This is a genomic window from Achromobacter sp. ACM03 (assembly GCF_014851665.1).
GTDB lineage: Bacteria > Pseudomonadota > Gammaproteobacteria > Burkholderiales > Burkholderiaceae_B > Achromobacter > Achromobacter aegrifaciens.
The window spans coordinates 230355-245879 of record NZ_JACVAD010000007.1 but is presented as its reverse complement, the minus strand read 5'-3'; the positions used below and the strand labels follow the sequence as shown (position 1 = coordinate 245879).

The 15525-nt window shown below is 66.6% G+C and carries 12 protein-coding genes; 8 read left to right on the top strand and 4 right to left on the bottom strand.

What is annotated here, in order from left to right:
* The first annotated feature begins 214 nt into the window (after positions 1-214).
* Complete coding sequence (locus tag IB257_RS26510; RefSeq protein WP_192327191.1) at positions 215-1204, top strand: XdhC family protein; 990 nt, start codon at positions 215-217, stop codon at positions 1202-1204.
* A 21-nt stretch (positions 1205-1225) separates the two neighbouring features.
* Here IB257_RS26510 and IB257_RS26505 read toward each other — a convergent pair whose 3' ends face one another.
* A complete protein-coding gene (locus IB257_RS26505; protein ID WP_370127811.1) occupies positions 1226-1693 on the bottom strand; it encodes a MarR family winged helix-turn-helix transcriptional regulator in 468 nt (155 codons plus the stop codon).
* A gap of 87 nt (positions 1694-1780) precedes the next feature.
* Positions 1781-2722: a LysR family transcriptional regulator gene (locus IB257_RS26500; RefSeq protein WP_175163839.1), complete on the bottom strand. Its 942-nt coding sequence runs from the start codon at positions 2720-2722 to the stop codon at positions 1781-1783.
* 122 nt (positions 2723-2844) lie between these two features.
* Here IB257_RS26500 and IB257_RS26495 point away from each other — a divergent pair, with 122 nt between their 5' ends.
* Complete coding sequence (locus IB257_RS26495) at positions 2845-3807, top strand: 3-hydroxyacyl-CoA dehydrogenase family protein (RefSeq protein WP_054459020.1); 963 nt, start codon at positions 2845-2847, stop codon at positions 3805-3807.
* Entirely contained in the window at positions 3804-4658 is an 855-nt protein-coding gene (locus IB257_RS26490; RefSeq protein ID WP_175182201.1) for a 3-keto-5-aminohexanoate cleavage protein, read from the top strand. Before IB257_RS26495 ends, IB257_RS26490 begins: the two co-directional genes overlap by 4 nt.
* Before the next feature lie 16 nt (positions 4659-4674).
* On the opposite strand, the gene IB257_RS26485 is transcribed toward IB257_RS26490, so the two are convergent.
* Positions 4675-5199 carry a preprotein translocase subunit SecD gene (locus IB257_RS26485; protein ID WP_192493062.1) on the bottom strand — a complete coding sequence of 175 codons (525 nt, stop codon included), beginning with the start codon at positions 5197-5199 and terminating at the stop codon, positions 4675-4677.
* Between the two features lie 71 nt (positions 5200-5270).
* Positions 5271-10556 carry a YadA-like family protein gene (locus IB257_RS26480; RefSeq protein ID WP_192493061.1) on the bottom strand — a complete coding sequence of 1762 codons (5286 nt, stop codon included), beginning with the start codon at positions 10554-10556 and terminating at the stop codon, positions 5271-5273.
* A gap of 450 nt (positions 10557-11006) precedes the next feature.
* Between IB257_RS26480 and IB257_RS26475 the strand changes: the two genes are divergently transcribed.
* From IB257_RS26475 to IB257_RS26455, 5 genes are all read left to right on the top strand, one after another.
* Complete coding sequence (locus IB257_RS26475) at positions 11007-11915, top strand: LysR family transcriptional regulator (protein ID WP_119451820.1); 909 nt, start codon at positions 11007-11009, stop codon at positions 11913-11915.
* A gap of 127 nt (positions 11916-12042) precedes the next feature.
* Positions 12043-12201 (top strand): periplasmic nitrate reductase, NapE protein, encoded by a 159-nt coding sequence (gene napE, locus IB257_RS26470; protein WP_013393095.1) that lies wholly within the window; start codon positions 12043-12045, stop codon positions 12199-12201.
* A 23-nt stretch (positions 12202-12224) separates the two neighbouring features.
* Complete coding sequence (locus IB257_RS26465) at positions 12225-12542, top strand: chaperone NapD (protein ID WP_054459214.1); 318 nt, start codon at positions 12225-12227, stop codon at positions 12540-12542.
* Complete coding sequence (gene napA, locus IB257_RS26460; RefSeq protein WP_054459212.1) at positions 12526-15021, top strand: periplasmic nitrate reductase subunit alpha; 2496 nt, start codon at positions 12526-12528, stop codon at positions 15019-15021. The genes IB257_RS26465 and napA overlap by 17 nt, the downstream gene beginning before the upstream one ends.
* A 20-nt stretch (positions 15022-15041) precedes the next feature.
* On the top strand, positions 15042-15518 hold the full coding sequence (locus IB257_RS26455) for a nitrate reductase cytochrome c-type subunit (protein ID WP_054459211.1): 477 nt from the start codon (positions 15042-15044) through the stop codon (positions 15516-15518).
* The last annotated feature ends 7 nt before the right edge of the window (positions 15519-15525 follow it).

The following is a 15525-nucleotide window of genomic DNA, read 5'->3' as shown; positions in this document are numbered from 1 at the left end:
GGCCGCCGCCACGCGCGCGCCCTGCGGCAGCGGCGCCAGCAGCTTGTCGGCGCCGGGCCGCTGCGCGGCGTAGCGCGAGCCCCGCCCCGCAGCCAACAGGATGCCGACGCGCGCGGGGATCGGGTAGGGATAGACACTAGAGACAGTCGCCATGATGATCAGTATAGTGAATATAAGCCGTGGCAGCGCCGCGGCCTTTCACTGTGAGAAGCCGATGAACGCTCTGGATCTGGACGTATTGCAACATGCGCGGGACTGGGTAGCCGCGGGCAGCCGCGTGCACCTGGTGACCGTGGTGCAGACCTGGGGATCGGCCCCGCGCCAGGCCGGGGCCATGCTGGCGCTGCGCGAGGACGGCCGCATGGTCGGGTCGGTTTCCGGCGGCTGCATCGAAGACGACCTGATGCTGCGCGCCCGCGAAGGCACGCTCGAGGATGCCCCGGCGCGCCTGACCTACGGCGTCACCCGCGACGAGGCCGCGCGCTTCGGCCTGCCTTGCGGCGGCACGTTGCGCCTGATCAGCGAACCGCTGCGCGACACGCAATGGCTGGACCTGGTGCTGCAAGCCATACGCGGCCATGGCCTGATCCAACGCACGGTGGACCTGCAGGACGGCAGCAGCTCGGTGTCTCCCGCCAGTCCGGCCGACGGCCCGGACTTCGACGGCCGCATCTTCCGCAGCGTGTACGGCCCGCGCTGGCGGCTGCTCATCATCGGCGCCAACCAGACCGCCCAGGTGCTGGCCAGCATCGCCGCCACGCTGGATTTCCACGTCACGGTCTGCGACCCCCGCGAGGAGTTCTACGGCGACTGGAACCAGTCCCAGGCTACCTTGCTCACCAGCATGCCCGACGACGCCGTGCTGGAAATCGGCACCGACGAGCGGACCGCCATCGTGGCGGTCACCCACGATCCCAAGCTCGACGACATGGCTTTGCTGGAAGCATTGAAATCGCGGGCCTTCTATGTGGGCGCGCTGGGTTCGCGCGCCAACCAGCAGAAGCGCCGCGAGCGGCTGCGGCTGTTCGACCTGGACGACAGCCAGATCGCCCGCCTGCACGGCCCGGTGGGCCTGCGCATCGCCAGCAAGACGCCGGCCGAGATCGCCGTGGCGATCGCGGCCGAACTGATCTGGGTGCGCAACACGCTGGGCGACGGCGAAGCCGCCCGCAGCGCGCCGCAGACCAGCGCGCTGCAAGGCTGAGCCAGGCAGCCGGCCTCGGCCCTACATGGGTTTGAGCGTGGTGCGGCTGTACTGGTTATTGGCTTCCACCAGGGTGGAAAGCAGCTTCATGAAGATTTCCTGATTGCGCGTGGACAGCGGCTCCAGCAGGCGCTGCTGGGCGCGCGCCATGCCTTCCTGCAGGATGCCCATGATGCGCAGGCCTTCCTGGGTGATGACGGCCTGGCGCGAGCGCTTGTCGTTGGGATTGATGCGCCGTTCCACCAGGCCGCGCTCCTGCAGGCGCTTGACCACGTCTGCGGTGGTGGTGCGATCCAGCCCCAGCTCCATGCCGATGGCGGTCTGGTCCAGCCAGGGACTGAGCGACAGCGCGGTCAGCACGCCATACTGCACCGGCGTCACGTTCTGCGTCTTGCACTCCTCGTAGAACATGGCGTAGTGGATCTGGTTCAGGCGCCGCACCAGATATCCCGGACGCGACCAAAGCACCTGCTTGGCCGGATCGAAGATCTTGGTGTCTGTCTTATGAGTTGCGACGCGCTTCTGGGACGTCGTCTTTTTCTGTACATCCGGCACGTTGAGGCAGCTCCAGTTTAGTTAGTGTACTGAGGATAATACCACCGGCCCGGCCTGGCGCGCCTGCTGCGCCAGATACTCCTTCAAGGTCTGCACCAACGCCGCCGCGGCGGGCGACAGGCTGCGGTTGCGGGCCGTGACCAGCCCGATCGAACGCTCGGCCACCGGTCCGATCAGCGGACGCTGGACGATGCCATTTTGCGCTACCGCCGCGGCGGCGATTTCGGGCAGCGCGGCAACGCCGAATCCGCATTCGACCATGGCGACGATGGTGGTCAGATGCTCGGCCTCGAAGGCCGGCGTAAAGCGTATCCGGTTCTGCAGGAAAGCCCATTCCGTGTACTGCCGCACGCTGCTGGGCTGCACCATGGACACGTGCGCCGCATCCGCCGTATCGGCCCAACGCAGCGGACCGCGGGCGCGCGCCAGTGGATGGGCTTCGGGGATCAACAGCAGGAAACTGTCGGACATCAGCGGCACGTAGTGCAGATCCGCATGCTGCGGGTCCGCCGCGGTCAGGGCGAAGTCGACTTCGCCCGCGCGCACCAGGTCGAAAGCCGGCCCGGACAAGGTATCGCGTACTTTCAGGGCGACCAGCGGATGGGCCTGGCGATAGGTCATGAGCACGCGCGGCAGCAGGCGGGCCGCAATCGAGGGCAAGGCCGCCACCGACACCTGCCCCTGTTCCGCGTTGACGATGCCGCTGACCGCGGCAATGGCGTCGCGGAAGGCCACTTGCAGCGCGGCAGCCTGCTGCATGAAGACCTCGCCGGCGGCGGTGAGGCGGACGGTGCGCGTGGTGCGGTCGAACAGGCGCACGCCCAGCGCCTCTTCGATGCGCTGGATCTGCGTGGACAGAGCCGATTGCGACAGGTGCAACTGCGCGGCGGCCTGGCGGAAGTTGAGCGTGCGGCCCAGCACCAGCGTGGTATCGATATCGCGCATCGAAAGATTGATCTGCATGCCTGGCGCGGTCCCTCTATTGATCTAAATATAAGATCATTCTATCCAAAAAATCTGATTCATCAATCAAAACAGGTTCTCTACACTCGCCCGCAGCGTAGTTTCAGATAAAGGAGCAAACCATGCAGACGGACGCGATCGCGCTGCCCAATCCGGGCGCGGCGCATGCGGTGGTGGTGGGCGGCGGCACCATGGGCGCCGACGTGGCCGTGGTATTGACCCGCGCGGCCTGCCGGACCACGGTGATCGAATCGAATGCCGAGCGCGCGGCGGGCGTACCCGCCCGTGTCGCGGAAAACCTCAAGACCATAGGCCGGGAAGCGAACGCCGCCCTGCTGTCCACCGCCGCCAGCCTGGACGAGGTGGACTGGTCCGGCGTGGACCTGGTCATCGAGTGCATACCCGAACGCCTGAACATCAAGCAGGCGCTGTTTGCGGACCTGGCGCAACGCGCCCGGCCCGATGCCATCCTGGCCAGCAACAGCTCCAGCTTCCCGATCAGCGCCATCAGCCAGGGCCTGGCTACCCGCGGCCGCATGCTGGGCCTGCACTTCTTCATGCCCGCGCATCTGGTGCCGCTGGTGGAAGTGGTGCTGGGCGAAGCCAGCGACAACGCCTGCGCCGACACGCTGATCGAATTCATGCGGCGCTGCGGCAGCGTGCCGGTGAAGGTGCGCCAGGACCTGCCTGGCTTTCTGGCCAACCGCCTGCAGCACGCGCTGTCGCGCGAAGCCTTCGACCTGATCGACCGCGGCATCGCCTCGCCGGAAGACGTGGACGCGGCAGTGCGTTTCGGCTTCGGCTTCCGCTTCCTGGCGGCCGGCCCGGTGATGCAGCGCGACCATGCCGGCATCGATGTGCATGCCGCCGCCGGCGCCACCATGTACCCCACCTTCTGCAACGCCAGCGAGCCGGCGCGCTGCCTGACCGAACGCGCCCAGGACGGACGCCACGGCATGAAGACGGGCGAAGGTTTCTACACCTGGACGCCCGAAACCATTGCTGCCGAGCGCGCGCGCTACGACCGCCTGTTACGCGCCGGCCTGGACCTGATTGCACCCGAACTGCCGGAGATCAAGCCGTGAGCAACACCCCCCTGCCCCGCGCCGCGCTGGCCGACTCGCCCGTCATCATTACCGTGGCGCCCAATGGCGCCTACAAAAAGGCCGCCGACCATCCGGCCGTGCCGCTTACCGCCGAGGCTCTGGCGCACGAAGCGCGCGCCTGCCTGGACGCCGGCGCCGCCATGATGCACATGCACGTGCGCAAGCCTGACGGCAGCCACCTGCTGGACGCCCAGGCCTACCGTGACGCCCTGGCCGCGGTGCGCGGCGCCGTGGGCGACGAACTGCTGGTGCAGGTGACCAGCGAAGCCGCCGGCGTCTACAAGGCGGCGGAACAGATCGCCCTGGTGCGCGAGCTGCAACCCGAGGCCGTGTCCATCGGGCTGCGCGAGATCGCCGTGCCGGAGATCCCGGAAAGCGAGCTGGCGGCTTTCCTCGCCTGGATCGCCGAGCGCCGCATCATGACCCAGATCATCCTGTACGACGAAGGCGACGTGCGCCGCTGGCTGTCCCTGCGCGCGCGCGGCCTGGTGCCGCCAGGAGCGTGGTCGGTGCTGTTCGTGCTGGGCCGCTACAGCGCGGGCCAGACCTCTTCGGCCTATGACCTGCTGCCCTTCCTGGCCGCGTACGACCAGTCCCTGCCGTGGGCGGTATGCGCCTTCGGCCCCGAGGAAAACGCCTGCGTCACCACGGCCGCAGCGTTCGGCGGCCACATGCGCGTGGGTTTCGAGAACAACCTGAAGCTGCGAGATGGCAGCACCGCGCCGGGCAACTCGGCGCTGGTATTGCAGGCCGCGCAAGGCGCGCAGGCATTGGGCCGCCCGCTGGCCACGGCCGCCGACGCGCGCCGCATCTACGGGGCGATCGGCTGACTCCGCCTGGGCGGCGCTACTGCGCCGCCCCTTCTATCGCTTGCGCAACGCTGATTGCCTGCTCCTCCGAGTTCATCGTCAGGTTCAGGATGCCCCCCTCCATGGGGCCTGCGATGCGCGGCACGCCCACCAGCCTGCCGTCTATCGTGAACACCAGCCACTTCCCGGGGTACTGGCGGCCGATCTGCGCCAGCTTGCGCGCGCCTGGCGGCGTGAATCGCAAGCTGACAAAAGGCTGCCCCTCCCGGGTCTTCATGGGCGTGGCGGTATTCAGGTCTGCCCGGGTAAGCGCGGGCGCCAGCAGGAAGTAGTAGGTCTTGTCGGACATGCGCAGCTCGCGCAGATCGGCGCCCGGCTGGTCCTGCGCCAGGCGGAACTCGACCGCCGGGATGGCCATCCGCGCCCGCGCCGCGGTGTCTTGCGGCGCAGGCTGGGCGGCGCGGGGCGCGGCATTCGCGCCCTTCTGAGCCACCATGGGCTGGCAAGCCGCCAGCAATGCGCTCGATGCAATCAAAGCCGGAAGAATGATGCGACGTGTCATGGCTGTATACCTCTCATGAATCATTGAGGCCGCGGCTGCGGGCCGCGAGCCTGCGTTCGTGCCACATGTATTCACCATTGATATCCCACTCCCACGCTAGCGCCGTAGTCGCCGCGCGAACTGCTGCTGGCCAGGCCCTTCACCACCCATCTTCCGCTGTCGGACACCGTGGACAGCCCCATGGCAAAGCCGCTTTCTCCGCGCCACGTACCGCCGCCCATGCTGAACATGCTCCTGCCGGGCAGATAGGCCTGCGGCAGCGCCGACATCGCCATGGCGGAAGCCACGCCGGCGCTCAACCGGTTGTCCAGCCCTTGCACGTTCTTGCGCAAGCCCGCCACCTGCTTGCTCAGGCCGCTTTCTACTTCTCGCAACTGGCTCACGTTCACCGCGTCGGTTCCTGCAGCGCCGCGGGCCACGTTCGTGATCTGGCGTTCGGCTCCGGCCGCGCCGACCGAAACCGTGTCGTCGCGGTCGGCGACAGACCCCGCGCCCAGCGCCACGGCATTACTGCCCGACGCCTTGCTGCCGTTGCCCAACGCCGTGGCTCCCGCGCCGGACGCCTGCGCGCCATTGCCGATCGCGGTGCTGTTCTTACCCGAGGCCACGGCGCCCGCGCCGCCCGCCGCCGAGTTGCCGCCGCTGGCCTTGGGCGGCTTGGCCGCCTTTACTTCCTGGCTGGTCTGGAACATGCCCGCGGCGCCATTGCCGATGTTCGTCACATCGCCTTCGATGCCGGTCATGCGTTCGTCCAGCGCGGTGAGTTGGTCGCCGACCTGGAGCACATTGCCTGCCACGTCCTGCAAGCGTTTATCGGTATAGTCGTTGGCCTGCTTGAGCGCGCCGTCCAGTTGCCGCAGATTCACGGCGTCCGTGGCCTCGCGGCCGTCGGCCAGATTGCTGAGCGTGCGTTCCGCGCCCGACGAGCCCACCGACACCGTGCCGGCCGACTTGTTTTGCGCCTCCGAATACTTGCCGGCATAGCTCTGCGCTCCCCGGTCCGCCACGGCGCCCCCGCCCAACGCCACGTCGCCATCCTTCCCTGCGACCGCGCCGTTGCCCAAGGCCACCGAGTTCACCCCATTGGCGGCCGCGCCCGGTCCGACCGCGATACTGCCTGGACCATTGGCCTGTGAATCCGGCAGCGCCGCCGACGCCCCGCCGTTGGCATGGAAGTACTTGATTCCAGCGCCGCCCTTGGCGAAGTTGTCGACCGTATCGCCTATAGCCTTCACGTACTGGTTGGTCTCGAACAACTGCGAACCATTGACCGCATCCGTGCTGTCCGCCGACAGCGCGCCCCGCGCCACATTCCTCAGCACGGTGGCCGCCCCGCCGGGATTAAAGGTCACCATGCCGTAGTTGCTGGTGCCGTCCGCATTGAGGTCGTATTTCACCCCTCCCGCGTCGAGCCCGCTCACATTCGAGGCCAGCGCCTTCAACTGGCTGACGTTCACGGCGTCGGAATCCACAGTACCCGCAGCCACCCCGTTGATCTGCCGATACATGCCGGCATCGGCGTCACCCACAGACACCGCGGCCAAGGTGCTGCGCGTGGCGTTCACGGACGCGCCATTGGCTCCCAGGGGCACATACCCTGCTGCCCCGGCCACCGTCTTGGCGACCGATCTCGCACCCAGCGCTACGCCACCGCCCGCGACAACCTGGCTGCCCGCGCCCAGGGCCACCCCCTGGACGGCATCAGCCAGGGCCTGCGTTCCCGCCGCAATGCTATCCGCCGACGTGGTACGCGCCTGCTGTCCCAGGGCGATGCCGCCGGGCGCACCCTGATCCACTACCGCCCGATCCCCGATCCCCAGGCCGCGGTCCCCATTGACCACGGCCTGCGGGCCGACCGCGATCGACTCAAGCCCTACCGCCAGCGAATCGGAAGTCGTCGAGTTGACATGGAAGTACTGGGTCCCAGTGGTCGTCAAGGAGCCGATCGCGCCGGTCAGTTGGCGCAAAGTCACCGCATCATGCTCCTCAGTCCCGTCCGCCACGTTGGTAATCTGGCGGTACGCGCCATCGCGACCCACGGATACCGCTCCCAGCAAGGTGAGATCCGCCGTGTTGAACGGCACCAGGGCGCCACCGCTGCCGACCGCAAGGCTGCCCGAGGTCGGCGTCAGCGCCCGGGCGGACACGGAGCCTGAACCCAGCGCCACGCTCCCTTCCTGGCTCGCCTGGGCATCGCGTCCCAACGCCAGCGCGTCGCCGGCCGACGTCCGCGCGTTGTAGCCCAGCGCCGTGCTGCCCACGCCCTGCGCGTAGGCATCATCTTCCGCCAGCCCCAACTCGTTCGTCCGCGCATAACGCAAGCCCAGCCCATTGTCGGCCTTGCTGATCAGGCTAGGGTTCCCCGTCAGGTGTGTGTACGTGTCGCCCATGGTCGTCAGGGTATCGCCCATGCCCGTCAAGGTATCGCCCATGCCCGTCAGCCTGTCGCCCACGCGCTGCACGTCCTGGTTCGTCTCGTGCAGTTGCGCACCGTTCACCGCATCGGTGCTGGTGGCCGACACGGCCCCGCGCGCCAGGTTGGTCAGCCTGGTGCCGCCCGTCATGCCGCCGTCCGTCGATGCCGATCCCGCCAGCGTGATCAGGCTCTTGGGATCGCCCGTGTTGCCGTCATAGGTCACCGCCCGGTCGCCCAGGCTGCCCACGTTCTCGGCCACGGACTTGAGCTGGCTTACGTTCACCGCATCCGTGTCGGACGCGCCCGCGGCCAAGTGGCTGAGGCGGCGTTCCGCGCCCGCCGAGCCTATGCTCACTTCGCCGACTGGCGCAGCGCCCGCCACCGCCGCCGTACCTGAGCGGTACGCCGCCGCGCCCAGCGTCGCGCCATTAGCGACCGCATTCGCGCCCAGCGCCACGCTGCCGGCATGGCTTGCCTGGGCCTCGCGGCCCAGCGCCAGCGCGTTGTCGGCCGTGGCTCGCGCGTTGTAGCCCAGCGCCGTACTGCCGGGGTTCTGCGCGTAGGCATCGCTGGGTGTCAGCCCGCGCTCGTTGGTCCGCGCATAGCGGATGCCCAGGCCGTTGGCGTCGGTGTATGTCGCGCTCGTGTCCCCGGTGAGATTCGCCAGCGAGCCGCCGAGGTTGGTGAGCGTATCGCCCAAGGTCGTGACCGTACCGCCGATGGTCGTGACCGTATCGCCGAGATTCGTCACGGTGTCGCCCAGGGTCGTGACGGTGGTGCCCATGCTGGTCACCGTATCGCCCATGGTCGTGACCTTGTCGCCCACGCGCTTCACCTCCTGGTTCGTCTCATGCAGTTGCGCGCCGTTCACTGCATCGGTGCTGGTGGCCGTCACGGCCCCGCGCGCCAGGTTGGTCAGCCTGGTGCCGCCCGTCATGCCGCCGTCCGTGGATGCCAATCCCGCCAGCGTGATCAGGCTCTTGGGATCGCCCGCGTTGCCGTCATAGGTCACCGCCCGGTCGCCCAGGCTGCCCACGTTCTCGGCCACGGACTTGAGCTGGCTTACGTTCACCGCATCCGTGTCGGACGCGCCCGCAGCCAGATGGCTGAGACGGCGCTCCGCACCGGCCGAACCTATGCTCACTTCGCCCACCGGGGCAGCGCCCGCCACCGCCGCCGTACCTGAGCGGTACGCCGCCGCGCCCAGCGTTGCGCCGTTGGCGACCGCGTTCGCGCCCAACGCCACGCTACCGGCGTGGCTTGCCTGGGCCTCGCGGCCCAGCGCCAGCGCGTTGTCGGCCGTGGCTCGCGCGTTGTAGCCCAGCGCCGTACTGCCGGGGTTCTGCGCGTAGGCATCGCTGGGCGTCAACCCGCGCTCGTTGGTCCGCGCATAGCGGATGCCCAGGCCGTTGGCGTCGGTGTATGTCGCGCTCGTGTCCCCGGTGAGATTCGCCAGCGAGCCGCCGAGGTTGGTGAGCGTATCGCCCAAGGTCGTGACCGTACCGCCGATGGTCGTGACCGTATCGCCGAGATTCGTCACGGTGTCGCCCAGGGTCGTGACGGTGTTGCCCATGCTGGTCACCGTATCGCCCATGGTCGTCACCCTGTCGCCCACGCGCTGCACCTCCTGGTTCGTCTCGTGCAGTTGCGCACCGTTCACCGCATCGGTGCTGGTGGCCGACACGGCCCCGCGCGCCAGGTTGGTGAGCCTGGTGCCGCCCGTCATGCCACCGTCCGTGGATGCCGATCCCGCCAGCGTGATCAGGCTCCTGGGATCACCTTCGTTGCCGTCATACGTCACCGCCCGGTCGCCCAGGGCATTCACCGCCTGATTCGTCGCATTGAGCTGCGAACCGTTGACGGCATCCGTGCTAAGGGAGCCAAGCCGCCCCGCCGCAACGTTCGTGATGGAGCGCTCCGCACCCGTGCTGCCCACGCTGACCGTGCTGGCGGGCGCCGACCCGGCGAACGAATAGGACCGCCCCGCGATCGCGGCGCCAGACGTGCCGACGGCGGCAGCAGTCGCGGAGCCCGCCCCCAGCGCGACGTCGTCCGAGTTGGTTGCGACCGAATCGAACCCCAACGCCATGCTCCGCGCCGCCAGCGCGTTGGCATCGTTGCCTACGGCCAACGCCGCGGCGCCCGCAGCCGCCGAGCTATTGCCCAGCGCGACGGCGCCTGGTCCCGAGGCCCGATTGGCATTGCCCAACGCCACCGAGTTTTCACCGATCGCCGAGCTGCCGCGACCGATAGCCACCGCGGAGAAGTTTCCTGTTGCGCCATCAGCCACGCTGCCAATGCCCAGGGCCACATCGCCATCGCGCCGTGCCTGCGCACGCGTGCCTATCGCAACGGAATCCGCCCCCATGGCACGCGATTCTCCTGCGACCGCAACGGCGTTGAGCCCCGATGCCTGCGCACCCGCCGCCGCCGAATTGGAGGAATTATTGCCGCCGATCGCGACGCTGCCGACGGCCGTGGCACGCGCCCATTGACCAAGAGCGGTCGAACCCAGGGCAAGGGCTCCGGCCTGCATGCCTACAGCGGTGCTCCGAATTGCCGCCGTAGCCGCAAACCCCAGGGCGGTCGCGGCATTGCCCGTCGCCGTCGCTTGAAAGCCCAGGACCTGCACGCCGGTGTAGCCGCCGCCATCGGCATCGCATCCGATAACGTTGGACCACAGGCCGGATCCATCGCTCGGAGTCTTGCCCGCAGGATAGGCTACGCCGTCGGGTCCCGTCGCCTTGGGAGAGGCGCAACCATTCGGGTTGTACGTTGATGCATGAACCTGTGGACCCGTACCCGCCAGACCGGCAAGTATCGCAAGCCCCGCTGCGATATCCAGCCGCATGTTCAGCTTCAGGCGCTTCCGAATGGACTGCCGGCCTCCCGCCGCGTCTTCGTCCGCATCGATCCAAACGTTCCTGAGTATCTTGTTCATGAATGGATGCTCCAGTTCAAAAACTCTAGGGAAGTTCTCGTCTACGCAGCCATTACGTGTGACTCAAACGGCACCCGGAACACGCTGCGGCGACTAACGCCACCCGCTATGCAAGCGGCCGGGCTCTCGCCAACTGCGCCACGCAAGCGGTCGATCTATTGATGGAGATGGAAAAGGAAATGCGCCAGGACCAACGCGGGACGCCTCGCTTGCCGGCGGAGGAGTCCCGCAGCGACTGCATCGGGTGATGCATTGAGGCCAAGACTACGGCGCGCAATTGCAATCGCACATTGCACTTGGGCCTATGGGACGTATCGGCGCAGCCTTCCTATGCCGGCTGGCCGCAGGTAGGTAACAGCGGAAACCAACATTTCCGCCGTTCCACCCACTAAACAAATGGACCGCTCATCCGTCTCAGAATCGGGGCATTGGTTTCATGAGGAGCGTTCCGTGGATTTGTTGGCAGCGATACGCATTTTTCTCCGCGTGGTGGAACGCGGAACCATCTCTGGCGCGGCGCGCGATCTCGACATGAGCCAACCATCCGTGAGTGAACGCATCGACAAGCTGGAGCGTTTCCTAAGCGCCCGCCTCTTGGTGCGCAGTTCGCGCAAGCTGAGCTGCACGGCTGAAGGCCGGACGTTCTACGAACAGGGCAAGCAGCTGCTGGACGCGGCGGAATTGACAATAAATTCCGTATCGTTAAGTAACGCCAAGATACAAGGAAGCCTGAGACTCGCCGCGCCGCAGTGCCTGGGCGAGATCGTGGTTCCCAAGGCCCTGATGAACGTGCGCACGGCACACCCCGATCTGCACGTGGATCTCATGCTGAACGACACCATCGCCGACCCGGTCACCGAGGGCCTCGACATTTCGCTGCGGCTGGGCCGCCTCAATGAAAACGGAGGCTATATAGCTTTCCCGCTTGGCTGGGTGGCCCGCAAGCTGGTCGCGGCGCCTTGTTACCTTGCGGCTCACGGCCCCATAGAAACGCCGGCGGACTTGGCCTTCCATCCGTTCATTCGTTTGAAGGCCATTTTCGCGAACGACCAAGTGCCGCTCTCGCGCGAAAACGGGCCGGTGGTCCAGACGCGCATCAGGACCGCCATGACGGTCAGCCACTGGCGTCCCATGTACGATCTGATCCTCTGCGGTGGCGGCATCGGCATCCTGCAGCATCCCGCGTGCGCCAAGGCACTGGCGCAAGGACGCCTCGTCGAACTGCTGGACGGCTATCGCGTTCCGCCGCTTCCGCTCAATGCGCTGATTCCGCCCCTGCGTCCGATGCCGCAGCGCGTGCGGGCGGTCCTGGACCTGTTGAAGCGGGACATTCCAGCGCTGCTCCCGCCAGCTGCTTGAACCGCCCATCGGTCCCAGCACATTGTTACGCCGTGGTGCAACATTGACGCCCTTCAAAGCCATCTGCTAAAAGCTTCGGTATCCGCACGTTAAACGCAATGCCCCAACTGTCGTAGTGAGGTGCTGTGTGCAAAACGAGTCCGATGGCTACACCAAGCCTCAGGAACTACGAAGTTTCCTGTTCCTGACGGCTGTCATGGCCCCCGTCCTGTCGGTCATCATCGTGGCAGGCTACGGTTTCCTCGTCTGGTTCTATCAGCTGATTGCCGGCCCTCCCGGTAGCTGATGCGACGCGACGGAACCCCTCCCATGTCCGCGCTCCCCCACTCCGCGCCGCCTGCGGCGCCGCCAGAGCTGCACATCGCCAGCATGGTGGTGCACGCCGCGCCGCGCCGCTTGCCCGACGTCCGCCAGGCGATTCTTGCAATTGCCGGAGCGGAAATCCATGGCGCTTCCGACACCGGAAAGCTGGTGGTCACCCTGGAAGCCCCCTCCACCGACGACATGATGGCCCGGATCTCAGAGATCCAGCGCCTGGATGGCGTGCTGGCTTCGGCGCTGGTCTACCAGCACGCCGACTCGCTGGACGCGATGAACGAGGAGATTGACGATGGCAATGGCTCGTAGAGACTTCATCAAGCAATCTGCCGCGGCCGCGGCCGCGACTGTGGCTGGCATACCCATCGTCGGCTACACGCAGAACATCGTCACCGAATCCGAGGCCGCCAAGCTCAAGTGGTCCAAGGCGCCCTGTAGGTTCTGCGGGACCGGCTGCGGCGTGAACGTCGCTGTCAAGGACAACCAGGTCGTGGCCACGCACGGCGATTTCAACGCCGAGGTGAACAAGGGCCTGAACTGCGTCAAAGGTTATTTCCTATCCAAGATCATGTACGGCAACGACCGGCTGACCACGCCGCTCTTGCGCATGAAGGACGGCAAGTACGCCAAGGACGGTGAGTTTGCCCCGGTGTCCTGGGACCAGGCCTTCGACGTCATGGCCGAGCAGTTCAAGCGCGTACTGAAGGACAAGGGTCCCGAGGCCGTGGGCATGTTCGGCTCGGGCCAATGGACCGTCTGGGAAGGGTATGCCGCGCTCAAGCTGATGAAGGCGGGCTTTCGCAGCAACAACCTGGACCCGAACGCGCGCCACTGCATGGCCTCGGCCGCGGTGGGCTTCATGCGCACCTTCGGCGCTGACGAGCCCATGGGCTGTTACGACGACATCGAGAACGCCGATGCCTTCGTACTGTGGGGCTCCAACATGGCGGAGATGCACCCGATCCTGTGGACCCGCGTGACCGATCGCCGACTGTCCGCGCCCAAGACCAAAGTCGTCGTGCTGTCCACCTTCGAGCACCGTTCCTACGAGCTGGCCGACATCGCGCTGACCTTCACGCCGCAGACGGACCTGGCGATCCTGAACTACATCGCCAACCACATCATCCAGACCAAGCGCGTGAACCGGGATTTCGTGGACAAGCACACGACTTTCCGCGAAGGCAATGCCGACATCGGCTACGGCCTGCGGCCCGATCATCCGCTGCAGAAGGCCGCCAAGAACGCGGGCGACGCCGGCGGCTCCAAGCCCATCACGTTCGACGATTTCGCCAAGTTCGTTGCCAAGTACGACCTGGACTACACCGCCAAGCTGAGCGGCCTGCCCAAGAAGCAGCTGGAAGAGCTGGCCGAACTCTATGCCGACCCGAAGGTGCGCGTCACATCCTTCTGGACCATGGGTTTCAACCAGCACACCCGCGGCGTGTGGGCCAATAACATGGTCTACAACATCCATCTGCTGACCGGCAAGATCTCCACGCCGGGCAACAGCCCGTTCTCGTTGACCGGCCAGCCCTCGGCCTGTGGCACCGCCCGCGAGGTGGGCACCTTCTCGCACCGCCTGCCGGCCGACCTGGTGGTGACCAATCCCAAGCACCGCGCGCACGCCGAGGAAATCTGGCAGCTGCCCGACGGCACGATCCCCAGCAAGGTGGGTGCGCATGCGGTCCTGCAGAACCGCATGCTCAAGGACGGCAAGATCAACGCCTATTGGGTGATGGTCAACAACAACATGCAGGCCGCGGCCAACCTGATGAATGAAGGCCTGCCCGGCTACCGCAACCCCGACAACTTCATCGTGGTGTCGGACGCCTACCCCACCGTCACCACTATTTCGGCCGACCTGATCCTGCCGGCCGCCATGTGGGTCGAAAAGGAAGGCGCCTACGGCAACGCGGAACGCCGCACCCAGTTCTGGCACCAGCTGGTCAACGCGCCGGGCGAGGCGCGCTCGGACCTGTGGCAACTGATGGAGTTTTCCAAGCGCTTCAAGGTCGAGGACGTCTGGCCCGCGGATCTGCTGGCCAAGAAGCCCGAATACCGCGGCAAGACGCTGTTCGACGTGCTTTTCGCCAACGGCAAGGTCAACCGCTATCCCAACACCGAGCGCGACAAGGACTACGCCAACCAGGAAGCCGAGGCTTTCGGCTTCTATGCGCAAAAGGGGCTGTTCGAGGAATACGCCGAATTTGGCCGCGGCCATGGCCACGACCTGGCGCCGTTCGATACCTACCATGAAGTGCGCGGCCTGCGCTGGCCCGTGGTCAAGGGCAAGGAAACGCTGTGGCGCTACCGCGAAGGCAGCGACCCCTACGTCAAACCAGGAGCCGGTTTCGAGTTCTACGGCAATGCCGACGGCCGCGCCGTGATCTACGCCCTGCCCTATGAACCGCCCGCGGAATCGCCGGACAAGGAATACCCGTTCTGGCTGTCCACCGGACGCGTCCTGGAACACTGGCATTCGGGCTCGATGACGCGGCGGGTGCCGGAACTGTACCGGGCCTTCCCCAACGCGGTCTGTTTCATGCACCCCGATGACGCCCAGGAAATGGGCCTGCGGCGCGGCGTCGAGGTGGAGGTCGTGTCGCGGCGCGGCAAGATGCGCACGCGCCTGGAAACCCGCGGGCGCGACAAGCCGCCGCGCGGCCTGGTGTTCGTGCCCTGGTTCGACGCTGGCCAGTTGATCAACAAGGTCACGCTGGACGCCACCGATCCGATCTCGTTCCAGACCGACTTCAAGAAGTGCGCGGTCAAGATCGTCAAGGTCTGAAAGGCGAACCGGAGACAGCCATGAACCTACGCGCCCTTACTCTCGCGACATGCGTCATCCTTGGTTCGGCCGCCTGGGCGGCGCCGCCGCTGGAGGTCGAAGACCCCATGCGCGGCCCCACCCCGGTCGCGCAGGAAACCGACCCGCCGCTCATCAGTCCGGTCGAAAACAAGGACATCCGCCGCATGCGCACGTATTCCATGCAGCCGCCCACCATTCCGCACAAGATCGACGGCTACCAGGTCGACAAGGACTTCAACCGCTGCCTGGCCTGTCACGCCCGCGTGAACACCGAGGAAACCCAGGCCCCGCCCCTGAGCGTGACCCACTACATGGACCGCGACAGCAACGTGCTGGCGGAAGTCTCGCCGCGCCGCTACTTCTGTGTGCAGTGCCACGTGCCGCAGACCGAGGCCAAGCCTCTGGTGTCCAATACTTATCAGGACATCGATGTGATCCTCAAGCGCCTGTCCGCCCCGGCGCCCGCCAAGAAGTAAGCGACCG

Coding starts and splice junctions, on each gene's coding strand:
- IB257_RS26485 (WP_192493062.1), bottom strand. CDS start 5,199: ATGACACGTCGCATCATTCTTCCGGCTTTGATTGCATCGAGCGCATTG.
- IB257_RS26455 (WP_054459211.1), top strand. CDS start 15,042: ATGAACCTACGCGCCCTTACTCTCGCGACATGCGTCATCCTTGGTTCG.
- IB257_RS26500 (WP_175163839.1), bottom strand. CDS start 2,722: ATGCAGATCAATCTTTCGATGCGCGATATCGATACCACGCTGGTGCTG.
- IB257_RS26480 (WP_192493061.1), bottom strand. CDS start 10,556: ATGAACAAGATACTCAGGAACGTTTGGATCGATGCGGACGAAGACGCG.
- IB257_RS26495 (WP_054459020.1), top strand. CDS start 2,845: ATGCAGACGGACGCGATCGCGCTGCCCAATCCGGGCGCGGCGCATGCG.
- napA (WP_054459212.1), top strand. CDS start 12,526: ATGGCAATGGCTCGTAGAGACTTCATCAAGCAATCTGCCGCGGCCGCG.
- IB257_RS26465 (WP_054459214.1), top strand. CDS start 12,225: ATGTCCGCGCTCCCCCACTCCGCGCCGCCTGCGGCGCCGCCAGAGCTG.
- IB257_RS26510 (WP_192327191.1), top strand. CDS start 215: ATGAACGCTCTGGATCTGGACGTATTGCAACATGCGCGGGACTGGGTA.